Below are 22,054 nucleotides of genomic sequence, written 5' to 3' on the forward strand. Positions count from 1 at the left end.
CTACCCTCCTCGGCTGAACTCGACCAACTATGCAGCGGTTTGGCACCACGACACTCATAAAAACAAAGAGCTGGAGCCGTCGCATGAATCAAATTCTAAACAGCGCGCTTTTTGTGTCCTCGACACAAAACTCGTGTCAGACTGGGCTCGCTGCGCATACGCCTGCACGACGATCGAAAGGCCCGAAGCCATGCACAAGTTCACCGTCACCATTGCCCGCGAGATCGAGGCCGACACTGCTGAGGAGGCCGCCCTGCTTCTGTATCAGGAACTATCAAGGGGACCAGTCCCTGACCGCTACGCGGTCACCGACGAGACGAAGGCGACCACGGAGGTGAGGCTGGACCGGGAGAAGGCCGATGAATTCGCCAGCATCGATCACACCGCCGACCCCGGCAATTGGTAAGTCCGACGACCATGGGGCAATCACGGTAGATCCGATTTGCGCCGGGAGCGGAATGCGGTAGTTGCATATCCCCTTCTCCGGCGCGAATGCTGGATGTAAATAGCCGTTCGGCCGGAAATATCGAGCCAAGGAAAGACCGTGATTTCACCAATCAAAATAGCCGTCGCCGGCGCGAACGGCCGCATGGGGCGCGCCATCCTGCCGCTACTGACGACAGATCCGGCTTTTGCGTTCGTCGGCGGCATTGGCCGTGAGGGCTCCATGGGCGCCGGGCTGATCGACCGTTCGGCTGCGGTTAAGGCGGCCGACGTGATCCTGGATTTCACGACGGGACGCGCTGCCGCCGAACTTGCCGGCTTGTGCGCGTCGGCCGGCGGACCGGCCCTGGTGATCGGGGCGACGGGTTTCGAGCCGGATGAGCTCGAACGGATCGCAGAGGCCGCCCGCGGGATTCCGATCCTGCGCTCCGGCAATTTCTCCATTGGCGTCAACATGCTGGTCGGCCTCGTCGCCCAGGCCGCGCGCACCCTTCCCGCGCATGGCTGGGATATCGAAATCCTCGAAGCCCATCACAACAAGAAGATCGACGCGCCGTCCGGCACGGCGCTGATGCTTGGCGAAGCGGCCGCCGAGGGCCGTGGCGTTTCTCTTGCATCCGTCGAGCGGCGCGGGCGCGACGGCATTACCGGCGAGCGCCCGCCCGGCGAAATCGGCTTTGCCGTGTTGCGGGCCGGCGGGATCGTTGGAGAACACAGCGTGCTGTTTGCCGCCGCCGAGGAGGTCGTGACACTCTCGCATTCGGCTCTCGACCGCGGCATGTTCGCCCGCGGCGCGCTTGCCGCCGCCCGCTGGATCGCAGGGCGCGCACCCGGCGAATACGCCATGAGAGATGTGCTGGGTCTGCCGTGAAGAAGCGAAACAGGCTCACAGCATATCAAGGATTGCCGAGGCGACGACGACCTCGGTTCCAGCCAACCCGACCGAGCAAAACAGCGTCGTATCGCCAGGCGATCCTCTCCCGGCCGCTTTCCCGGCAATGATATCAGCAAGGTCGGCCATGCGATGCTCATTGCCGGAGCCGGCGAGGAAAAACGGCGAAGCATAGGCGCGCGTCTGTTCGGAAGAATCCGTCGCGATCACGGCTGCGACATTGGCGATATTCAGGCCGAGTTCGTATCCCTCACACGTTTTCGGGCCGACGGTGTTGACGTGCACGCCGGGCTTCAAATCCCTGGCCTGAATGACGGGCGTTCGGCTCGTCGTCGCGCAGATGACGATGTCGGCGTCATCGACGGCTTCTGAGGCGCTGCCGGCAGGCTCCACTTCAATACCCAAGGTCTGCTGCATCTCAGCTGCAAAGGCGGCGCGATTTTTCTCGTCACGGCTATAGACGCGTGCGCGGTCTAAGTTCCGAACGGCGGCAGCCGCGGCAAGTTGGGTTCGCGCTTGGGCTCCGCTGCCGAGTATCCCCACGGTCCTGGCATCCGGCGCGCTGAGATGGCGGATGGCGAGACCTCCGATCGCACCGGTTCTGAGGTTGCCAAGACGCTCTCCGAGAACAATGCCCTTGAGCTTGGCGTCATCGGCCGACCATACCGCGACGATCTGCGAATGCTCCGCCCCATCGAATGTTTCATAGACCCGGAAGCCCGCGAGCGGTTTCTCGCCGAGGATGCCGCCGACGGTGAAGACGAGATCGCCGCGCTCGGGAAACGAGACATGGTGCCGGGGCGGAGAGATCAGTCGATTGTCGGCTCTCGCGAGAAAAGCGGTCTCGAGAGCATCGATCGCGATCATCATCAGCGAGCTGCCGACCAGATCCTCGTCTTTCAGAATTTTAGTCACCGCCAAACCTCCAGGCATGCCGGCATGCTGCAACCCCAACCCCGCTTGAGGTCAATAGGTCGCGCAAGCCGATATGCGTTGAGCCATCCGCGTGAGACCTAACCGACCAAACGGCGAGCCATCATGACGTCGTCGATCTCCCTGCCCTCCTCCAGAACCCCGCCGGGAATCCTGCCGATCTCGGAGAAGCCTTCCCGCTGATAGAAGCGTATTGCCGCCGGGTTCTCCGCGCTGACGAAGAGTTCCAGCTGCAGGATGCCGATATCGCGCGCGTGATCGGCCACCGCGCTGAGCAGCTTGCCGGCAAGGCCCGTTCCGCGCATGCTCCTTCTCACGTAAACCATGATGATCGTCGCACGATGGGCCATCTTGCTCGGCCGCTGTCGAACTAGGCCGGTTATGCCAACGGGTTCGTCACCCTGAAAAGCGATGAAAACCGGCTCATTCAGGCGATTGCGCCACTCCTCGAGAGAAAGAGCCTCCCAGTCCTCGTAGCGGCTTGCAAAGAGGGACGGTTCGGTACGAAGCGCTTCCAGACGGATGCGCCGGAAAGCCTCCACTTCGTCTGCCTGGATATGCCTGATCGTCGTGCCGCTTCCATCCATCGGGACCTCCTGCAAGATGAGAGGTACTCTCAATACAGATGGTCCCAGCCGTCAACCAGGGAAGCTTCATAGTTCAGCATATGCTCGAAGTTACGAAATCGAACGGAAATCCGTCATCTCAGGCGCCGGTCACTGCGCCGGACTCCCCAGCCGGCCACCCTTCCGGACGACCGGTTCGCCGGTCGGACTAACCACCGATTGATTGGGCGGCCTCGTAGCCGGTTCGCCGGTTGGCCCGACCACCGGTTCACGGGCTGGCCCGTCGACCGGCCGGCCGGTGGATCGGACAACCAAGGGATCGGCTGGCTGGACGGCGGATTGATCTGTTGTTCGCCTGGGCACCGGCTCGCCGGTTGGTCGGACCGATTGCTCGGTTGGGCCGCCAGCTGGCTCATCAGTTGAGCCGACCACCGATTGATCGGTTGGCTTGTCGATCGTGAAAGGTACAACTTCATGGATAATAAAGAGAAGAACCATCCCGACCAACGTGCATGTCAGCGCGTAGAGAAGGAAATATTTCAGTGCATATCCCTCGCTGATTGGCAGCACCAACTTGACAATGGCGCAAATGATATTTCCACATCATTGAACGATACTTGCAGCGAAGGCAATCATTTTCAACAAGAGCCGCAAAATTTGAGAAATGGACAACACTGGATAAGGTAGTTATTGTAGATATTTAGGAAGCGCCTCCCCGATGCTCAATTTGTCTTGAGGTCTCGGCAAGCCCGAGGGAGGGCCCTAGAACCCAGATCCGAGATCTGCCAGGCGAAGACAGCCTCGGCGATATGGGCTAGATTGTGTGTGCTGGCAGCCTGCTTTCGAGGGTAAGTCCCTCTAGGATCGGTGGCGGCAGGGGGATCCGCATGACGGCCATTGCATCTCTGTTTCAGGAAGCCGCCCGCCTTGCGGCAGGATTCCGGCAGGCAGCGCCCGCCCGCCATATGCCCATCCACGACTACTCGGCCTCGCTTGCCTGTTTCGAAGAGCCGCTGCCGGCGGCCGGTTCCGATATGCTTGATGTCATCAGGCGTCTCTCGCACGGCGCCGAACCCGGGCTGCATGCAACCACTGGGCCGCGCTTTTTCGGCTGGGTCATCGGCGGCTCACATCCAGTCGGCGTCGCCGCCGATTTCCTCACCAGCGCCTGGGGCCAGAATGCCGGAAACCATGCCGCCGCCCCGGCCGCGGCCGCAGTCGAGACCGTCGCGGCGAGATGGCTTCTCGATCTCCTGAAGCTGCCGGCCGAAAGCTCGGTCGGCTTCGTCACCGGCGCGACGGTGGCGAACTTCACCTGCCTTGCCGCCGCCCGCGGCGAGGTGCTGCGCCAGGTGGGCTGGGATGCCGATGCAAAGGGCCTGTTCGGGGCGCCTGAGATTACCGTTCTGATCGGCGACGACGCCCACACGACCGTCTTCTCCGCGCTTCAGTTCCTCGGCCTCGGCCATGATCGCGTGCTGCGCCTGCCCACCGATCCGGTAGGCCGGATAGACCGCGCCGCGCTGGCGGGCACGCTCGATACCGTCTCTGGACCAGTCATCGCCATTCTCCAGGCGGGGCAGATCAATACTGGCGCCTTCGACGATTTCGCCACCATCATCCCGCTGTTGAAGGCGAAGCGCGCCTGGGTGCATGTCGATGGCGCCTTCGGGCTCTGGGCGCAGGCGTCAGCGAAGACCAGCCACCTCAGCCGCGGCATCGAAGCGGCCGACAGCTGGGCGACAGACGGCCACAAGTGGCTGCAGACGCCCTATGATTGCGGCTATGCGATCGTCCGCAACGAACTCGCCCATCGCCGCGCCATGACGATCGCCGCGAGCTATTTGCCGCTCGCCGGCGAAGGCGAACGCGATCCTTCCCACTACGTGCCCGAGCTTTCGAGAAGGGCGCGCGGCTTTGCCACTTGGGCGATGCTGAAACATCTCGGTCGCGACGGCATCGCCGCCCTTATCGATCAGTGCTGTGCCTCAGCGCGGCTGGCGGCCGATCTCCTGTCGCAACAACCGGGCATCGCCATTCTGAACGAGGTGACGCTGAACCAGCTCGTTATCCGTTTCGGAGCGGACCTGCCCTCCGAAGAAGGCGACGCGCTGACGCGAAAGACGATCGAAAAGATACAGGCGGACGGCATGATCTTCGCCGGCGGCGCCAAATGGCGCGGCCGCGACGTCCTGCGCCTTTCGGTCACCAATTTCCAGACGACGTCGGATGAGGCGCAGCTCGCCGCCCAAAGCATCATCGCCGCGTTCAAGAGTGTGAGCGGCGGCTGACGCAACTACTGCCTTGGTTCGCTGGGACACGGAATTGTGCTACCGCCGGCTCTGTTCACTTGAAGAGAGAAACCGTGAAAAACGTCCTGTTCGTCTGCAGTCAGAACAAGCTTCGCAGCCCGACGGCCGAACAGGTCTTCGCCAGCTCGCCCGATATCGAAGTCTCCTCGGCCGGCACGAACAATGATGCCGAAAATCCGTTGTCGAACGAGCTGATCGAATGGTCCGATATCGTCTTCGTCATGGAGAAGGCCCACCGTACGGAAGTCCAGGGCAAATACCGGGCAGCTCTTAAAGGCAAGCGGCTGATATGCCTAGATATTCCTGACGATTACGATTTCATGGATCCTACGCTCGTGCAACTGCTGAAGGTCAAGGTACCGCGGCATCTCTAAGCCCGCTCATGCGACCGCAAAATCACCGCCTTCGAGAGTTTCAGCAGCGGCTGACGCAACCCGATGCCAAGTCCGCGCAAAGCCCCGGCCATTAACGTAAACAGCGAATAGTTCCCGCCGCAGGAATCAGCTTCGTGACAGTTCCCACGCGCTCCGGTATTGCCAGCCGGTCAAACGCGATCAGAAGGTGAAGAACCATGACGATCCAGCTTATCGGAAGCGAAAAATCATGATGAAAAGCCGCCTTGCTTCGTTGTTCATTGCCGCCCTTCTGCCTGTTGCCGCTCACGCAGCCGATTGTCCGTCAGCCGACACGGCCGGTAAGGGTTTCGTGCTTGAGAATGGCGGTGCACGGAGCGAGTTCAGCAAGGCGGAAGGGCAGATCGTCAAATCAGTCAATCATTTCAGCGATTCATCGCAGCAGACGGTATTTTCGTTTGCCGGCCTGTTCGATCTGGCCCGTTTCAGCAAAAGCGAACAATATGCGATGCACCCCTTGTCCGATCTCAGCCGCATCGTTCCGCTGAAGAAAGGTGCGCGCGCCAACATTGCTTTCGTGCAGCTCGGCCCAAACGAGCTTGCCGATACGCGCTGGAACCTGGAACTGACCGTCGCCGGACAGGAAACCTTTAGTCTCGGGGAATGCAAATACAAGGTGCTCAGGATCAAGCAGGTGACCAAGAATGGCAACGAGCAGGTCGACGTCTTGAGCGTGCTCTACTCGCCTGATCTCCAAGCCACCTTGGCGAAGGTCTATGATGAAGGCACGGCCGATGAGTACACGGTCCGCTACGACAGTATCCAGTCCCTGACGCAGTAACGTATGCTACGCATCGACTATTGACACGTTTTCGGGCAAGCCTGGGTCTTCTCTTCTCGGTTGAGGAATCAGGATGCGCAGAGGAACAGGCTGCATGCCGCGGCCAGAATGGGCGCCATCGTAGTGCCAGTGCTGATTTCGGTTTGCGCCGCTGTTTCTCATCTTCAGCTTCTTCGCCTAGCGGCATGGGCTGACTACTCCTCGCGCGGCTGTCCTGATGCCAATCAGTGCGAGGATGCCGTGACCGTGATGTGGCTTAGTGGCTTTATGTCATTCGCCTGCGTTACGGTCGTTGTCGTGTTCGTTTGGCTGATCTTTTGTTCGGACCGACGACGTCGAAACGAGAAGGCGATCGAAACGAAATGACAGCTTCACGCCTCCCTTCCCTCAATCCATTTCATGCGACGGGGTTGCTTTAACGCTATCCGTTTAGCACTGTCTTCCCATTGTCACCCGCTCCGCCTATAGCTCCCCGCCCATCCCGATCGAGCAAGGAGGAGAGCCATGAACGCCAATGATGTCGCCGCCCATTGGGAGAGCAATGCCGAGACCTGGACGATCTATAGCCGCGCCGGTTACGACAAGTATCGCGACGCGCTGAACACGCCGGCCTTTCTGAAGATGCTGCCGCCGGTCGCGGGCCTTGCCGGGCTTGATCTCGGCTGCGGTGAAGGTTCCAACACCCGCGCCGTCGCTCGCCTCGGCGCCCGCATGATCGGTCTCGACATCGCCCCGACCTTCATTCGTTATGCCCGCGAGACCGAGACGCAAGCGCCGCTCGGCATTGATTACGTGCTCGGCGACGGCCAGAGCATCGATTTCCCGGAGGCGAGTTTCGATTTCGTCACCGCCTTCATGTCGATGATGGACATGGCCGATCAGGGCCAGGTGCTGAAGGGCATCCACCGCGTCCTGAAATCGGGCGGCTTCCTGCAATTTTCGATCCTGCATCCCTGCTTTGTGCCGCCGACGCGGCGCAATATCCGCAATCAGGCCGGCGAGCCCGTCGCCGTTGAGATCGCCGATTATTTCGACGAGAGCGACGGCCGGGTCGAGCGCTGGATTTTTTCCTCCATCCCCGAGAAAGAACGGGCGACGCTGACGCCCTTTGCCATTCCGCGTTTTCACCGGACGCTGTCAACCTGGGTGTCGATGATCGTCGAAGCGGGGCTGACGATCGAAGCTTTCGGCGAGCCCATGGCGTCAGTCGAGGTGGCGCTCGCCGAGCCAATAGTCGCCGATACCCGCATCGCGCCGATCTTCCTCCACATCAGGGCGCGCAAGGCGTAAGGCCTGTTTCCCGCCAAAGCCTCGCTCTCCATTCGGCGTCATCCTCGGCCTTGTGCCGAGGATCTGCTGCACCGGTTGCAGATGCTCGGGACAAGCCCAAGCATGACGAAAGATGAGTTGGCCGACTTTGTCAGGAGAGGTTTTCACCCGACATTATCGTCGCACCGCGACGACCGAACTGGCGCGATATCTGGACAGCTGAACCCGGTTGGATTGGTTGCCGCCGAACAGGTAGACGTACTGCCGGCGCTGGTCGATGTGATCGAACAGGCTCACATGAAAGCGCCGGCCGGTGCGGATCACCACGACATCCCCTCGCCTGGCGGAGCGGACACCGACCGGCTTGCCAAACTTCCTCCAGGACGCCGCCATGTTGGGGTTGGGCGGCGGTTGCCGCGAAGATCGCTTGGCGACAAAGGCCAGGAACGCCCCGCACCACGATACTCTGCGCGGATTGATGCTGAGGAAAGAGATGGAACGTTCGTGCATGCTTTTGTACTTGGATGCCGTAACGAGCATGTCTGCCTCACAGGGCACGGCAAGCGCCGTGAGGACGATGACGAGAATAACCTTCATAGTTACCCACCATTGTTTGTATAATGTTGAAATTCCAAAATGTGGCGAAGAATAAAACAGGCGCGGCAACGTAGATGCGAATTATGGCGTGATTTAGAAACAACTAATACTGGCATTTTGGCGGCAGAAATTTGTCCGAAGCGAGGCGCGAAAGCTCTGTAGGCGAACCTGCCTTTTGGCCGGACACGACCTTCGAAAACCCCGAAAAACATATGGTTTGCTAGGCCGAGGGCTGGAAGTTTCGCCCCCCAACCAGGTCTATTCAGACGAGATGGACTGCGTCCGCAAAGCTTGAGCAGCAAAACCATTCGCCAAGAGTTGACGATAGTGCGCGGAATCAGCTCCTCACCTATACGAGCTATATTTCCGATTACCGCTAATAATACTTCGACGTGATGGGAAATACATCGCTCTCGCCCAATTCACCAGCAAAAGCCGGAGGTTGCCCCTCCGGTTGCGGACGTGAACGAGCGTAGGACAGCGGAGGCCGGCGTGGCGTGTCAACCGTGTGGTTGCGCCGGTTCGGGTTGGCCTGTGACCGGGGCAGGATCCGCGGCAAGTGCCCTGGTGACCAGCAGTGCTGCGGCGAGAACAGGCACGACCGCCCAGTACGAAAAGCGGATGCCGAAGTGTTCGGCAACGAAACCGAGCAGTGGCGGCCCGGCGAAAAACACAAGGAACGTCGTCTGCCCGAGCGCTGCAACGTTGACGGGTGCAGGTCGATCCGTGCGGCGGGCCGCAGCCGAGATGGCAAGCGGATAGACCGAAGAACAGCCGATCCCCGTCAGGCCAAAGCCTGCGAGCGCGACAACAGGATGTGTCGCCGTCGCAACCAAGATAACACCGATGGCCGCGATCCCCAGGAGGGTTATTGTGACGGGGCGTGGATTGAAGCGGTCGATCACAGAGTCCATGCTGAGCCGTCCGATGGCGATGAACGAGGAGAAAATGGCCACGCTGAGCCCGCCGACGAAGGGTTCGACCGCGAACACGTCGCGCATATAGATCGCCGACCAATCGACGCTCGCGCCTTCGGCGAGAAGCGGAGCTGCGCCTATGAGGCAAAGGGGAAGCAGCCCGATCGTGGGAAAAGCGACGAGCGGAGCATCGCCGGGGTGAGCGTCCTGCCGCCGAGGCGCATTCTCGATCCCGGAGAAAACGATCGACCCGGCAATCAAAACCGTCACCAGGACCATGAAGGTATGCAGTTCGATGGAAACGGCAGCCTGCCGCATGCCGGCGGCAACAAGGGCGGTGATGCAGAATCCGAGGCTCCACATGCCGTGAGCCCGGCTCATGATGCGGTACCCGAGCAACGCCTCATGGCGATCGGTTTCGATATTGGCGTTGATCTCGAATGCGCCGGCGAAAATGCCGGCAATAAAGAACAATGGCATCGCCAGGGGAACAGAAGGCATCCAGGGGATCAGTGCGTAAAACAACGCCGCACCGAAGACGGTGACGAAGGCCGTTGTGCGCGCACCAAGCCTCTCGATGAACCTCGCCGAGAACGTCAACCCGCAGAGAACCCCGAGCGACATGATAGCGAGCAAAAGTCCCAGCTCTCCTTCGGTCAGGCTATATTTGATCTGAATGTCAGGCAGCCGCGAAAGAAACGCACCCACGGAAAGGGCCACGGCAAACTGAATGAAGAAAATACGATGGTGCGGCTTCATCTCGGGGACTCTGCTCCGATTGGCGGGATTGAAGTCCAACTATCCCCAGTGGGATAGCTGGACATTCCGACGAAATGGCGACTGGCTCGGAAACCCGCGGTTCCCGCATCGTCGACCACCCATGCTGACAGCCCCTGTCAGCATGGTGGCGCCACTGCCGATTGAAGGAGGACGTGTCGCTTCTTGCCGACGGACAGCCGGATGACACCATCCTGAACGTCGAAGTGACCAAGCTGCGTTGCTTCGTCGTTTACACTGCCGCCGTTCACCCGCACACCGCCGCCGACGATCAATCGACGAGCTTCGCTTTTCGACTTGGCAAGCCCGGCAACGACCATGGCGTCGACGAGCGGAAAGGTGCTGTGACGGCTATCCGGGAGCCTGACCGTCGGGAGGCCAGCCGGCACCTCGCCTGCTTCGAAGGTGCGCCGGGCGGTTTCGGAAGCTTGCGCTGCCGCATCTGTCCCATGGCACAAGCTGGTGATCTGGTCCGCAAGTATCTTCTTTGCTTCGTTGATCTCGGAATCCCGAAGCACCTCAAGGCGGGCAATTTCACTTAAGGGCAACTCGGTGAACAGCCTGAGAAAACGCCCCACATCGGCATCCCCCGTATTTCTCCAGAATTGCCAGAACTCATAGGGCGACAACCGGTCGGCGTTCAGCCAAACCGCCCCCGAAACGCTCTTGCCCATCTTCGCGCCCGACGGTGTCGTCAGCAGTGGAGCAGTCAATCCAAACAGAGCGCGTCCCCCGATCCGCCGCCCAAATTCGACGCCGCTGACGATGTTGCCCCATTGGTCTGACCCACCAAGCTGAAGCAGGCAGCCGCGGTTTTCTGCGAGCATATGAAAGTCGTAGGCTTGCATGACCAGGTAGTTGAATTCCAGCAATGACAGCGATTGCTCTCGTTCCAACCGTTGGCGCACGCTCTCCGATGTGAGCATCCGGTTGACTGAAAAATGCGGTCCGACATCGCGCAGGAAGTCGAGGTAGTTGAGCCCACCCAACCAATCGGCATTGTTGACCATCACCGCATCGGCCGGGCCATCCCCGAAAGCGAGGAACCGCTCGAAGACGCACCGGATGCTGATCAGGTTTTTCATGATCTGCTCTTCGCTGAGAAAAGGGCGTGACGTGTCGCGCAAGCTCGGATCGCCCAGGCGGCTTGTCGCACCGCCGAGCAAAGCGATGGGTTTGTTACCCGTCTTCTGGAACCACCGAAGCATCATGATCGGAATGAGATGCCCGACATGCAGGCTGTCGGCGGTGAGATCGAACCCGTTATAGGCGGTGCCGGCTCCTGAACAAAGCCAGCTGTCGAGTGCTCCTAAGTCGGTGCATTGATGCAGGAAGCCGCGCTCGCTCAAAGTGCGAAGAAAGTCGGACCTAGGTCCGGTAGGCTGAGAGGATAGTATCACGAGGGTCTCCATTTGGGCCGATGAGGCCGGAGACCTTCTGTTGACACACGTGCCGCCGACCGTGCGGCGTCTCTAGTGTCAGGAATATGACCTTGCGCCGCTCTCTATGGGAGCAGCGTGTAATAGAAGCTCGAAAGGGTCCGGGCGCAGGTCATGCATCCTTATTACCATGCGAAAGCGGAATCACAAGGGGATGCGAACGAGGTTTGAACGGATCGCAACGCCATCCTTCCCACGCCCAGATCCGCCTCCGCCCGTCATAAAAAAATTAGCACCCGCATCAATTTGCTTGCCGTTCCGCAATGCGGCATATGTTTGTGCTCATAGGCAAATGGCATGAGCGGGGAACCATGACGTCGACGCATATGGATAAGACGGGGGATGGCGCCGGCCGGAAGGGTTTTGTCGGACTGGTCATCGGCGCGGTCGGCGTCGTCTATGGCGATATCGGCACCAGCCCGCTCTATGCCCTTCGCGAGGCGCTGAGGCCCTTTGCCGCCGATGGCGTACACGAAGCCGAGGTCATCGGTCTCATTTCGTTGATGGTCTGGACGCTGACGATCATCGTGACCTTCAAATATGTGCTCTTCCTTCTCAGGGCGGACAATGACGGCGAAGGCGGCACGCTTTCGCTTCTCGCCCTCCTGATGAAGAAGATGGGGCGAAACGTACCGGTGCTCTTCTTCGCCGGCCTGATCGGAGCGGCACTCTTCATCGGCGATGCGATGATCACGCCTGCTTTGTCGGTCATGTCGGCGCTGGAAGGCCTGAAACTGGTCACGCCGGCCTTTGCCGATTACGTCCCGCTGGCATCGGCTGCGATCATGATCGTTCTCTTTGCCGTCCAGTCGAAGGGAACCGCCGCCGTCTCGATCTTTTTCGGGCCGATAACGGTGTTGTGGTTTCTGGCCATGGCGGCGGGCGGCCTGATCCATATCGGCGACGATTGGAGGATTCTGGACGCGCTCAATCCGATCAATGCATTCCTGTTCCTCACCCATGCCGGCAGCGTCGGCCTCATCGTGCTCGGCGCCGTCTTTCTGACGGTCACGGGCGCCGAAGCGCTCTATGCCGATCTCGGGCATTTCGGGCGCCGCCCGATCCAGATGGCATGGTTCGTGCTCGTTTTTCCCGCACTGCTCCTGAACTATCTCGGCCAAGGCGCGCTCGTTCTCGCCCATCCGGAAGCCGCCACCAATCCGTTCTTTCTGATGTATCCCGACTGGGCCTTGCTGCCGGTGGTTATTCTGGCGACGATGGCAACGATCATCGCCAGCCAGGCGGTGATAACAGGCGCATTTTCGCTGGCCCGCTCGGCGGTTCACCTCGGCTTCCTGCCGAGGCTCAGGATCAAGTTCACGTCGGAAACCAACACCGGCCAGATCTACGTGCCGAGCGTCAATCTTCTCCTGCTGGTCGGCGTCTTGATGCTGATCTTTTCCTTCGGTGACTCCGAGTCTTTGGCGACGGCTTATGGCATCTCGGTGACCGGAACCATGGTCATCTCGACCATGCTGGTCTTCCAGTTTCTCCGAGCCGTCTGGGGCTACTCCCTCGTGCTCGCCGCCGTCCTGCTGCTACCCCTCTTCATCATCGAAGTCCTGTTCCTGGCGGCCAACCTCTTGAAGATCCACGATGGCGGCTGGGTTCCAGTCGCCCTTGCGCTGGCGATCATGATCCTGATGTGGACATGGACCCGAGGCCAGGCCTATCTGAAGAGATTGCGGGCCAACAACGAGATCCCCCTCGATTCCTTCATCAGGTCGATCGAGCGAAAGTCGGACCATTCCCCCGTCACCGTTCCGGGAACGGCTGTCTTCCTGACCAGCGTGCCGGATCGGACGCCGAACGTCCTGCTCCACAATCTCAAGCACAACCACGTGCTCCACGAACAGAACGTCATCCTGACCGTCTGGACCGAGGACGAACCTTATGTCCCCGACAGCCGCCGCATCAAGATCAGCCAGCTCTCGCCGCGTTTCGTGCGCCTCGACATCACCTTCGGCTTCATGGACGACCCCGATGTCACCAGAGCATTGGCTCTCTGCCGGGAGGGCGGCTTCAAGTTCGAGATCATGAGGACCTCCTTCTATCTCGGCCGCCGGAACCTCGTCAGAACGCCGAACACCGGCTTGCCCGCCTGGCAGGAGCGCATATTCATGGCGCTGGAGGGCTTGGCGATCGATCCCTCCGATTACTTCAACCTGCCGTCCAACCGCGTCGTCGAACTCGGCGAGCAGATTGCCATCTAGGGCATGATGTCGAAGAGCAGCCAGCATCAAGGGAATTCATCCCTATACTTGGTATCAACTTCGCACTGTGGAGCCCGCTCGGGATCGGCTTCCCAAACGGCCCGATCGACGTAGGGATGCGCTTTGCTGAGGTGTCTCGCCGCGCGCTCCGTCCGCACCCCTACCCAACGTGGGCGAGCACCTCAGAATGTCATGACGGCCCTGCCCACGATATCTCCCGCTCTCAGGCGGTCGATATACTCATTGACCTGCTCGAACCCGAAGGTCTTGATCGTGTGGCGGATCTTGCCTTGGGCGGCCAGCGTCATCACCTCGCTGAGGTCGTTGTTGTTGCCCCAGAACGAGCCTTGAATGGTCTGCTCGCGAGAGACCCGGGGGAAGAGCGGAATGTCGATTCGGTCGCCGACCAGCCCGACATCGACATAGTGGCCGCTGATCCCCAGCAGGCCGGTTGCCAGCTGTATCACCTCAGGGGCACCTGTGCAGTCGATGATGGCATCGAGATGATCCTGGCCCGTCGCCTTTTTGAGTTCCGCAGCAACATCGGCAGGCGTCTTGTTCTTGATGCCGATGACGTGGTCGGCACCGTCCTCCGTGGCGACGGCAAGCTTTTCGGGATTGCGGCCGAAGGCAACGACAGTCGAGCCGCTTCCAAGCAGCCTGGCATACTGCACCGCATAAGCGCCGAGCCCGCCGATGCCGAAGATGCCGAGCACCCGGTCGGGGCCGAGCGCGCCGGCGTCGCGGAGTTTCTTGATACCGCGATAAGGTGTCATGCCCGCATCGGTGAGCGGCGCGATTTCCTCAAATTTCAGCCCTCTGTCCACCTTGATCAGATAGCGGGCCGGCACCGGCAGAAACTCCGCAAATCCGCCATAGAGACCAAAGCCCGGCCAGCGTACGTTCGCGCAAATATGCGTATTGCCCACCTGGCAATGACGGCAGGTGCCGTCGCCCCATCCAGGTGCGACGACGACGTGCTCGCCCTCCCTGAACTCTGACCTCGGCACGTCACCGCCGATCTTGCGCACGACGCCGGTGATCTCATGGCCTGGCGTGATCGGCCGCGGAATATCGGCATATTTGTGGAAATAGCCGTCGACGAGCTGCACGTCGGACCGGCACATGCCGCAGGCCTTGACGTTGACGAGAATTTCATCGGGCTGAATGTCGGGGACCGCTATGTCCTCGAGGACGAGAGGTTTGTGAAGTTCATGCAAGCGAGCCGCTTTCATATCCGTTCTCCTTTGCTGTTTTGGGGGCGTGCAGCCGACATCAACGAACGCGTACCGATCTCGGGGCTACGGGCGCAAATCCTCAACCTCGATCGGGCTCAGCACCAACGCAGAGCGGTCTGCAAGATCCTCAATCCGCGCGCGATAGTCCTTGTAGTGCGGGGTCTCGCGATGCGCTGCGACGGCGGCGGTATCACGGTAGAGTTCGTCGAGGACGTAGCGGCTGGGCTGTGACTGGTCCTGCCAGATATCCCACCGCAGATTGCCCTGTTCTGACCGACAATGCGGCGCCATCCCGAGGAGCAGCGCCTTCAGCCCTTCGGCCTTGTCCGGCCGGGCAGTGAGGATTGCGGTGATCTTGACATGCGCCGACATGATCGAGGTCCTTCGACTTTTGCGCGCGGGTGCAGGCCGCTGAACGCTCAGACGGTCGCCTTCGCGCGATCGAGCGCTGCGACGAGCTTCGCGGCGAGCGGATGGTCGGACCGCGGGTTCTGGCCGGTGATGAGCTCGCGGTCCTCGATCACATTAGGCTCGAAGTCGACCGGGGTGGTGCTTACATGGCCGCCCGCAGTCTGCAACGCATCGGGCATCGTGAAGTACAGCTTGCCGTGAAGGATGTTCTCCTCAATGGGCTTCTCCTCGCTGGCCGAAAAGACTGTCATCTTGTAGCCGGCATACTGCCAACCTTTTCCCAGTTCCGATGCCCTGGCCGTGTCACCGGCGATCAAGGCAGCCCGAAATTGCTTGGCATTCGGCAGGGCCGCGAGCGACGCGATCGGGCCGTGGCAGAGGAAGGCCGTGGGCTTTTTGAGCGCGTGGAAGTGCCGTAGAATCTCGCCGAGTTCGCCATCCTGCATGAGATCGACGACCGGCGCCTGGCCGCCGGGAACGAACACCCCGGCGAAATTCTCCAGCCCTTCCTCGAGCACCGAACGCAGCGTGCGCACCTCATTCATCGAGGCGTCCCGCGCAAAGAATGTTCGAGCCCGTTGATAGGCCTGTTCGTCGCCGCCGAAATGCTGGGCCGAATCCGAAACTTCATCGATATGCGGCTTCCTGCCGTTCGGCGTGGCCAGCACCACGGCATAACCGGCTTCAACGAGCGCCATGGCGGGCACGACCGTCTCGTTCAGATATTGACCCGTCGGTCCGGCACCCCCGCCCTGGATCTCGATCTGGGTGGCGTTTGAACCGACGACGAGCACTGTTCCCTTGGTCATGTGTTTGCCTCCTCTGCGGAGCGACCCATTCGCCACGCCGCCGCCGATGCAACTCTACTCCAATGGGGTAACGGCCATCGGTTAAAGGAGGTTAATTTCCGTAGACTCCGGAAATCCACGCGTCCCGAGGGCGGGTTGCAAGTCGGCCGGCAGACATGCGCTCGTAACCGAACAGCGATAATGATAGTATGAGCAGCCTTTCGGCATGCCGACTCTTCGCGTTGCTAGTAGGTCACTTGTCTGAGATGGGGGTTATCCGGCTCGATGGACGACTTTACTTGGCGCAACCAAGCTCTTTTGCACGACCACTGCGAAGTCCGCAGGACAGGAGCGGTTTGTTGACATGGAACCGGCGGAACCAAACGAGGTCGTGGATTTTGGTCCGTTCCGGCTTTACGCACGACATCGCAAACTGTTCTGCAGGAGTGAGGAAGTCCATCTCGGTGGCCGGGCCATGGATGTTCTTCTGGCGCTTGCCCGGAAGAAGGGCGAGCTGGTCACGAAGGAACAGCTCTTCGAGGCTGCCTGGCCCGATGTTTTCGTCCACGAAAGCAATTTGAAGGTAACGGTCGCTTATCTCAGGCGTGCGCTCCGCGAATTCTCCCCTTCTCACGAATATCTCACCACAGTCGTCGGTCGGGGTTACTGGCTCGGCACCGACGCTCCGCCTGAGGAAACCGGAGGCAAGACGGATCTGCCTGTGGCCGCAGGTGCGCCGCTTCCCGAGCTTGGCACGGTCATTGGCCGCGACGCAGAGATTGCGGAACTGCGCGAGATGCTGGCCAATAACCGCCTGACGACGATCGTCGGCGCCGGCGGGATCGGAAAGACGACTGTCGCCGTCGCTGTCGCTCAACTCTTCGAGGACGAGGGCGGCGGCTCCGTGGCCTTCGTCGATTTCGCCCGGGTCGCGAGCGAGGAATTCGTGACCTCGTCACTGGCCGCAGCCCTGGGGGTAAGTTCGAACGGCGACGACAGGCTTCAGGCGATCGTGTCGATCCTGGCCCGGCGGAAGGCTGTGCTCCTCCTCGACACCTGCGAGCACGTCCTCAATGCCGTGGCGCATATCTGCGACGTCGTGCTAGCGCAAACGCCTGACATCCGGATCCTGGCAACCAGCCGCCAGGTGTTGCGCGCACGCGGCGAGAAGGTCGTATGGCTCGCCCCCTTGGAAGTCCCACCTGCTGATCACGCAGACACGGCCCGGGACGTCTTGCTATACTCTGCGCCCCAGCTGCTGGCCGCACGGGCGTTCGAGAAGACAGGCTATCGTGTCGAGGACAAGGACGCGCGGGCGATCGCCGAAATCTGCCGCCGGCTCGATGGCGCGCCACTTGCGATCGAGTTGGTGTCATCTAGGCTGGCCGGCCGCAGCGCCGGCACCGTACTTGAGGAACTCGATGATCGATTTCGCACTCTGAGGCGGGACAGTCCCGGCGGTCCCTTGCGGCAACGGACCCTCCTCGTCACGCTCGAGTGGAGCTACGCGCTGCTGACCAGCGACGAGGCCGCCGTCCTTCGCGCGATCTCGATCTTTGCAGGTTCCTTCGACACTGACGCGGCGGTTCGCGTCGTCGCGCATCTTGGCCTTGCGCCGAGCGCCACGTTCGACGCCATTGCCGGCCTGAGCGCCAAGTCGATGCTCAGCGTCGATCAGACATTCGGTGAGCTCCGCCATCGCCTGCTGGACAGTACGCGCGCCTTTGCCGGCGATCTGCTGGACAGTCAGGGAGAATTGGATGCGGTATCGGCAAGTCACGCGCGCCTTCAGCTCGAAATCCTCATGCGCGCCGGCGCGGAGCACGCGACGATGCCCGCGCGCAAGTGGCATGCGAGCTATGGCGGCCAGGCGGACGATCTGCGCAAGGCGCTCGATTGGGCGCTTGACCACTCGGGCGATCCGCTGCTCGGCATTCAACTCGTCGCCGCAGGATTGCCCCTGTGGCACGAACTGTCTCTGGGAGAAGAGACCCGCATGAATTGCGAACGGGCGCTCATCGAGTTCGACCGTATCGACTGCGCCGATACCGCGTTGAAGCTGACGTTGGTCTTGGGATTGGCGACGGTCAGCACCTATCTCTCAGACGATCCCGGAAAAACCGTTGCCTTATTCGAAACAGCGATCCAGCTGGCTCGCGAGACGGCGGATGCCAGCGCCGAATGCCGCGCCCTGGGAGCCCTGTCGACCTTTGCGGTTCTGACTGGCCACCAAAGTGCCGTGCTGGAGACACTCCAGGCGATGCGGGACGCCGCCATTCGCGCCAATGACCGGCCTGCACTGTGGGAGCGGGAACTGCTTCGCGCGGTATGGGACGTCCTAGACTGCAAATTCCAAGCGGGTTACCAACGACTGATGAAGCTTTGCGAGGAGATGCGAGATCATTCCGAAGGCGCCGTGCCGCGCTTTCACATCCATCAGAAGACCAATATGGAAGTCCAGCGAGGCGCGCTCTGCTGGCTCATCGGCAAGCCCGGACGCGCCCTACGCGTCATCGAGAAAGCGGCGCGCGATGCAATGGAAACCGGCCACGGGCTGACTCTCACGCATGCTCTTGCGCGCGGCATCATATGGACGATGCACGAATGCCATGACTATGCGATGGCAAGATTTTATACGGACCATCTCAAGAACACCATCGATCGTCACGGCATGGCGGCGTGGATTCCGATAGCGGATTGCTACAGCGCGTCCATCGACGCTCTGACCGGTGCTAGCCCTTCATCCGAAGGCTTACGGGCCGCCTTCGACAATCTCAGGAGAGGCTCATTTCAGGTCGGTCATCACAGTTACTATGCGATGCTCGCCAATGCGATGGTTGCAATCGGCCAATGGGACGACGCCACGCGCACGATCGATCATGTTTTTCAGGTTTATCCGGAACGGTGGATCCTGCCCGAGATTCTGCGCCTCCGGGCGGCGACCGAGCGGGCATACGGATGCGACGACGATGCGATGGCCACGCTGCGGCAATCCTTGCAGGCCGCCGGCGAGATCGGTTGCCTCGCCTGGAAACTGCGTGCGGCCCATGATCTCGCATCACTGCTGCATGACAAAGGCGCGCCGGCCGAGGCCAGGCGGGTTCTCGAACCTGTTTATGGTCAGTTCACGGATGGATTCAATTCCGGCGATCTCAGGAATTCGCGCAAACTGCTGGAGCAACTGGGTTGGATTCATGTTGAGGCAACCATCGTTGCCGAAGACGGAAACACCCGCCAAAGCAGCCATGAGTGACCCACCGCAGTGAGTATCGTGACGGACGGGCCTGACCGCCGATCGCCATGAAAGCGGACCGTGAAGTCACGCCTTGGCCGAGATCGCGCTCAGCTCCTCGAGATCGAGATCCCGTTCCAGCTCGTCTAACGTCTCGTCGTCGATGTCGCCGGCGCGATGGAGACGAATGAGTTCGCGGCGCCCTGATGCAACCGCTTCGAGAACGACGTCGAAATGAGCATGGAGCACCGGCACGTAATGCTCGGTTCTCTCGGCATAATCGACGATCGCTGTCGCCCTGCGCTGGTAGCGCTCCAGCAATTGCGGGTGGATGAGCGTTCCCTCTGCGTCATATGCCAGGTTTTGGACGATCCCGAGCTGCACCTGTGCCATGGCGGCTTCGGCTTGGCTCATTGTGAGGCGCGCTCTTTCCGTCTCCGTCTCCACCAGCCGCGCCCAGGCAATCACCCGCCCCAATGTCGTGCCCTGCACGAGCACGGTTCCGAGAATGACGGCGAAGGATGTGGCGAGGATGAAGTCACGGCCCGGGAACCCCTCCGGCAGGCTGAGCGCCAGAGCGAGCGTGATCACGCCGCGCACGCCTGCCCAGCTGAGAACCGTCGCGCCGCCAGCGCCAAGCGGCTGAGCTCGCGTCACCCCCAGGACTGCACAAAACCTGATGACGAGATCGGAGGCGAAGACCCAGGCAAAGCGCGCGACCACGAGTGTGACAAGGATCGCCAGCATCGGCAGCCCCATCGTCGCGATCACCGTGGTCAAGCCGCCGCCGCGTTCGAGCACATCCCGCAGCGAGAGGCCGATCAGGGTGAAAACCGAAGCTTCCATCAGGAAGATCATCACGGTCCAGAACGACGTGCCGCGCATGCGCGTTGCGGCTGAAAATACGGTGTGCTGGTGCCAGGACGCGATCAGGCCGGTGGTGACGGTGGCGATGACGCCGGAAACATGCAGCAGCTCTCCGAGCAGATAGGAAATCCAGCCGAGCAGCACCGTGGCTGCGATGATCAGATATTCGTCACCGAGACGCCGAATGAGCTTGACCCATGCCGTTCCCACAACGACGCCGACGACGGCGCCGCCGAGCGCCAGCACGAAGAAGCTGGCGATCGCCTCCCCTGCGCTGAAGGCTCCGGTTGCGGCGGCGGCAACGGCAAAACGGAAAAGAACCAGGCCGCTCGCATCGTTGAGCAGGCTCTCGCCTTCCAAAAGAATCTGCAGCCGCCGCGGCAGCCTGACTCGCTCGAGCACGGCGCGCGCCGAGACCGCGTCCGGGGGTGCAACAATCGCGCCAAGCGCCGCGCAGGCTGCCCAGGGAAGCGATGGAAAGATAAGATGGGCCACGACAGCCACCACCGCGCAGGTGAACAACACAGCACCGACGGCCAGCGAGGCGATGCCGATCATATGGCGCCGTAACCGCGCCAGCGCGATGGCCCAGGCGCCGTCCATCAGGAGCGGCGGCAGGAAGATGACCAGCACCAGTTCCGGATCGACTGATATCGCCGGCAACCCGGGTACAAACGCCAGCAAGGCGCCACCGGTCAGCAGCGCGACGGACGGCGGCAGCCCGAGCCTGTGGGCGGCATAGTGCAGCGCGATGATCGCAAGAAACATCGCGATGACGAGCTCGAATAAGTGGGTTGGTTCCATACGCCTGTGCCCTGGCTCGGAAATGAATCTTGATGCCTACTGCATAGCTAAAAGCGGAATCGATGCAAGATAGAACTATCAGGAAATTCAATGCTTTACAGCATCTTTTACGCGACAGGAACCCAATGGGCGCCTCGGAGCAACCGTCCATTTGCAAACATCGTCAGAATACGCTTTCCCGTCAATCCGGCTGCAAACAGTAGTGGCCGTTCGAGACCCACCTGCCGTCTCGACGGCATTAGATGCAGATGATCTCGTTGCCGCCGATCATGGCGTGGATCTAATTGGAATTTTCTGCGCATCCTCCTTAAATCCTGCGTCTTGAGGCAAAGGAAGACAGATGAAGAGGCGGACACTTGTGCTTGGAGGTGCGGCCATTGTCGCATCATCCGTGGCTGCGGTGGCGGTCTGGCCGCGGCGGCATGTCGTTGTTGCGGCCAAAACTTTCGACTGGAAGGGAACGGATTTCCTGACCGGCGGCACAAAGGCGGTGACCCTGGAAAAGCTGCCCGAGCCGCTCTTCCGCGGCAGTCCGAATTGCGTCGTGACCATCGCCCAGACCCTTGGCCCCTGCCATGTCAACAATACTCCTGCCCGTCAGGACGTCTCGGAAGGAAAGGCCGGGCTGCCTTTGCGGTTGGCCGTTCGGCTCGTCCACGCCGCCGACTGCCGGCCGATCGAAAATGCCGATATCGAAATCTGGCATACCGATCGTCGCGGCATCTATTCCGGCCGCGAGGCTGCTGAGATGTGCACCTTCGGCGATGCCGAGGCGGTCAGCGGACTCGCTTTCCGCGGCCGCCAGCTGACGAATACCAAGGGGCAGGCAAGCTTTTTGACGGCCTATCCGGGATGGTACAAAGGCCGCACGCCGCATGTTCATTGCCGCATCCTCGTCGACGGCAAGGAGCTTCTCGTCAGCCAGATCTATTTCGACGATGTGCTGAGCGATATCATCTACGGCGAGCATCCCGACTATCTCGGACGCCCTGCCCGCGATACGCGCAACGACGAGGACGGCCTCATCCCGGAGGATGCGGCCGACCACATGTTCGATTTCGAAAAGCTCGATAGCGGCGTGCTGTCCGCCACCATCACCATCGGCCTCTCTGCCTGAGCGCGGCAGCGGCCGGGCTGCGCACCCTCGATCACGACGACCTC

19 protein-coding genes are annotated in these 22,054 nt (G+C 61.0%); 9 read left to right on the top strand and 10 right to left on the bottom strand.

Annotated features, from left to right (window positions below; translation table 11 throughout):
- Positions 1–190: 190 nt before the first annotated feature.
- On the top strand, positions 191–406 hold the full coding sequence (locus G9X68_RS14355) for a hypothetical protein (protein ID WP_171602912.1): 216 nt from the start codon (positions 191–193) through the stop codon (positions 404–406).
- A gap of 138 nt (positions 407–544) precedes the next feature.
- The gene (dapB, locus tag G9X68_RS14360) at positions 545–1,315 is read left to right on the top strand and encodes a 4-hydroxy-tetrahydrodipicolinate reductase (RefSeq protein ID WP_171602913.1); all 771 of its coding nucleotides are present in this window, start codon (positions 545–547) and stop codon (positions 1,313–1,315) included.
- 15 nt (positions 1,316–1,330) lie between these two features.
- On the opposite strand, the gene G9X68_RS14365 is transcribed toward dapB, so the two are convergent.
- From G9X68_RS14365 to G9X68_RS31895, 3 genes are all read right to left on the bottom strand, one after another.
- A complete protein-coding gene (locus G9X68_RS14365; protein WP_342355326.1) occupies positions 1,331–2,251 on the bottom strand; it encodes an ornithine cyclodeaminase family protein in 921 nt (306 codons plus the stop codon).
- A 98-nt stretch (positions 2,252–2,349) separates the two neighbouring features.
- A complete protein-coding gene (locus tag G9X68_RS14370; RefSeq protein WP_171602915.1) occupies positions 2,350–2,856 on the bottom strand; it encodes a GNAT family N-acetyltransferase in 507 nt (168 codons plus the stop codon).
- 129 nt (positions 2,857–2,985) lie between these two features.
- A complete protein-coding gene (locus G9X68_RS31895; protein WP_244956156.1) occupies positions 2,986–3,408 on the bottom strand; it encodes a hypothetical protein in 423 nt (140 codons plus the stop codon).
- Between the two features lie 314 nt (positions 3,409–3,722).
- On the opposite strand from G9X68_RS31895, the gene G9X68_RS14375 reads away from it, so the two are divergent.
- From G9X68_RS14375 to G9X68_RS14390, 4 genes are all read left to right on the top strand, one after another.
- Positions 3,723–5,126: a pyridoxal phosphate-dependent decarboxylase family protein gene (locus tag G9X68_RS14375; protein ID WP_171602916.1), complete on the top strand. Its 1,404-nt coding sequence runs from the start codon at positions 3,723–3,725 to the stop codon at positions 5,124–5,126.
- Positions 5,127–5,200: 74 nt separating this feature from the next.
- Positions 5,201–5,521 (top strand): arsenate reductase/protein-tyrosine-phosphatase family protein, encoded by a 321-nt coding sequence (locus G9X68_RS14380; protein WP_171602917.1) that lies wholly within the window; start codon positions 5,201–5,203, stop codon positions 5,519–5,521.
- A gap of 229 nt (positions 5,522–5,750) precedes the next feature.
- Positions 5,751–6,341 (top strand): hypothetical protein, encoded by a 591-nt coding sequence (locus G9X68_RS14385; RefSeq protein WP_244956157.1) that lies wholly within the window; start codon positions 5,751–5,753, stop codon positions 6,339–6,341.
- Positions 6,342–6,845: 504 nt separating this feature from the next.
- Positions 6,846–7,631 carry a class I SAM-dependent methyltransferase gene (locus G9X68_RS14390; RefSeq protein WP_171602918.1) on the top strand — a complete coding sequence of 262 codons (786 nt, stop codon included), beginning with the start codon at positions 6,846–6,848 and terminating at the stop codon, positions 7,629–7,631.
- Positions 7,632–7,784: 153 nt separating this feature from the next.
- Here the strand turns inward: G9X68_RS14390 and G9X68_RS14395 are convergent, their stop codons facing one another.
- From G9X68_RS14395 to tyrS, 3 genes are all read right to left on the bottom strand, one after another.
- Positions 7,785–8,207: a TIGR02594 family protein gene (locus G9X68_RS14395; protein ID WP_138334759.1), complete on the bottom strand. Its 423-nt coding sequence runs from the start codon at positions 8,205–8,207 to the stop codon at positions 7,785–7,787.
- A gap of 500 nt (positions 8,208–8,707) precedes the next feature.
- Positions 8,708–9,883 (bottom strand): MFS transporter, encoded by a 1,176-nt coding sequence (locus tag G9X68_RS14400; RefSeq protein ID WP_171602919.1) that lies wholly within the window; start codon positions 9,881–9,883, stop codon positions 8,708–8,710.
- Between the two features lie 137 nt (positions 9,884–10,020).
- Positions 10,021–11,313: a tyrosine--tRNA ligase gene (gene tyrS, locus G9X68_RS14405; protein ID WP_206679704.1), complete on the bottom strand. Its 1,293-nt coding sequence runs from the start codon at positions 11,311–11,313 to the stop codon at positions 10,021–10,023.
- A gap of 338 nt (positions 11,314–11,651) precedes the next feature.
- Here tyrS and G9X68_RS14410 point away from each other — a divergent pair, with 338 nt between their 5' ends.
- The gene (locus G9X68_RS14410; RefSeq protein ID WP_171602921.1) at positions 11,652–13,553 is read left to right on the top strand and encodes a potassium transporter Kup; all 1,902 of its coding nucleotides are present in this window, start codon (positions 11,652–11,654) and stop codon (positions 13,551–13,553) included.
- A gap of 182 nt (positions 13,554–13,735) precedes the next feature.
- Here G9X68_RS14410 and G9X68_RS14415 read toward each other — a convergent pair whose 3' ends face one another.
- From G9X68_RS14415 to G9X68_RS14425, 3 genes are all read right to left on the bottom strand, one after another.
- Entirely contained in the window at positions 13,736–14,788 is a 1,053-nt protein-coding gene (locus G9X68_RS14415; protein ID WP_171602922.1) for an NAD(P)-dependent alcohol dehydrogenase, read from the bottom strand.
- 66 nt (positions 14,789–14,854) lie between these two features.
- Complete coding sequence (locus G9X68_RS14420; protein ID WP_171602923.1) at positions 14,855–15,163, bottom strand: putative quinol monooxygenase; 309 nt, start codon at positions 15,161–15,163, stop codon at positions 14,855–14,857.
- Between the two features lie 47 nt (positions 15,164–15,210).
- Positions 15,211–16,011: a type 1 glutamine amidotransferase domain-containing protein gene (locus tag G9X68_RS14425; RefSeq protein ID WP_171602924.1), complete on the bottom strand. Its 801-nt coding sequence runs from the start codon at positions 16,009–16,011 to the stop codon at positions 15,211–15,213.
- A gap of 343 nt (positions 16,012–16,354) precedes the next feature.
- Here G9X68_RS14425 and G9X68_RS14430 point away from each other — a divergent pair, with 343 nt between their 5' ends.
- Positions 16,355–19,243 (top strand): ATP-binding protein, encoded by a 2,889-nt coding sequence (locus G9X68_RS14430; RefSeq protein ID WP_171602925.1) that lies wholly within the window; start codon positions 16,355–16,357, stop codon positions 19,241–19,243.
- Positions 19,244–19,309: 66 nt separating this feature from the next.
- Here G9X68_RS14430 and G9X68_RS14435 read toward each other — a convergent pair whose 3' ends face one another.
- Positions 19,310–20,893: a Na+/H+ antiporter gene (locus G9X68_RS14435; RefSeq protein WP_171602926.1), complete on the bottom strand. Its 1,584-nt coding sequence runs from the start codon at positions 20,891–20,893 to the stop codon at positions 19,310–19,312.
- A 340-nt stretch (positions 20,894–21,233) separates the two neighbouring features.
- Between G9X68_RS14435 and G9X68_RS14440 the strand changes: the two genes are divergently transcribed.
- Positions 21,234–22,010: a dioxygenase family protein gene (locus G9X68_RS14440; RefSeq protein WP_171602927.1), complete on the top strand. Its 777-nt coding sequence runs from the start codon at positions 21,234–21,236 to the stop codon at positions 22,008–22,010.
- Positions 22,011–22,054 lie beyond the last annotated feature (44 nt).

Origin of the sequence: Rhizobium changzhiense (assembly GCF_013087625.1) — a bacterium.
In the GTDB taxonomy this organism is placed as follows: Bacteria; Pseudomonadota; Alphaproteobacteria; order Rhizobiales; family Rhizobiaceae; genus Rhizobium; species Rhizobium sophorae.

Excerpts from the sequence above, each read along its gene's own strand:
- G9X68_RS14370 (WP_171602915.1), bottom strand. The coding sequence starts at position 2,856 with ATGGATGGAAGCGGCACGACGATCAGGCATATCCAGGCAGACGAAGTG.
- G9X68_RS14440 (WP_171602927.1), top strand. The coding sequence starts at position 21,234 with ATGAAGAGGCGGACACTTGTGCTTGGAGGTGCGGCCATTGTCGCATCA.
- G9X68_RS14375 (WP_171602916.1), top strand. The coding sequence starts at position 3,723 with ATGACGGCCATTGCATCTCTGTTTCAGGAAGCCGCCCGCCTTGCGGCA.
- G9X68_RS14400 (WP_171602919.1), bottom strand. The coding sequence starts at position 9,883 with ATGAAGCCGCACCATCGTATTTTCTTCATTCAGTTTGCCGTGGCCCTT.
- G9X68_RS14410 (WP_171602921.1), top strand. The coding sequence starts at position 11,652 with ATGACGTCGACGCATATGGATAAGACGGGGGATGGCGCCGGCCGGAAG.
- tyrS (WP_206679704.1), bottom strand. The coding sequence starts at position 11,313 with ATGGAGACCCTCGTGATACTATCCTCTCAGCCTACCGGACCTAGGTCC.
- G9X68_RS14430 (WP_171602925.1), top strand. The coding sequence starts at position 16,355 with ATGGAACCGGCGGAACCAAACGAGGTCGTGGATTTTGGTCCGTTCCGG.
- G9X68_RS14425 (WP_171602924.1), bottom strand. The coding sequence starts at position 16,011 with ATGACCAAGGGAACAGTGCTCGTCGTCGGTTCAAACGCCACCCAGATC.
- G9X68_RS14420 (WP_171602923.1), bottom strand. The coding sequence starts at position 15,163 with ATGTCGGCGCATGTCAAGATCACCGCAATCCTCACTGCCCGGCCGGAC.
- G9X68_RS14355 (WP_171602912.1), top strand. The coding sequence starts at position 191 with ATGCACAAGTTCACCGTCACCATTGCCCGCGAGATCGAGGCCGACACT.
- G9X68_RS14435 (WP_171602926.1), bottom strand. The coding sequence starts at position 20,893 with ATGGAACCAACCCACTTATTCGAGCTCGTCATCGCGATGTTTCTTGCG.
- G9X68_RS14415 (WP_171602922.1), bottom strand. The coding sequence starts at position 14,788 with ATGAAAGCGGCTCGCTTGCATGAACTTCACAAACCTCTCGTCCTCGAG.
- G9X68_RS14390 (WP_171602918.1), top strand. The coding sequence starts at position 6,846 with ATGAACGCCAATGATGTCGCCGCCCATTGGGAGAGCAATGCCGAGACC.
- G9X68_RS14385 (WP_244956157.1), top strand. The coding sequence starts at position 5,751 with ATGATGAAAAGCCGCCTTGCTTCGTTGTTCATTGCCGCCCTTCTGCCT.
- G9X68_RS14395 (WP_138334759.1), bottom strand. The coding sequence starts at position 8,207 with ATGAAGGTTATTCTCGTCATCGTCCTCACGGCGCTTGCCGTGCCCTGT.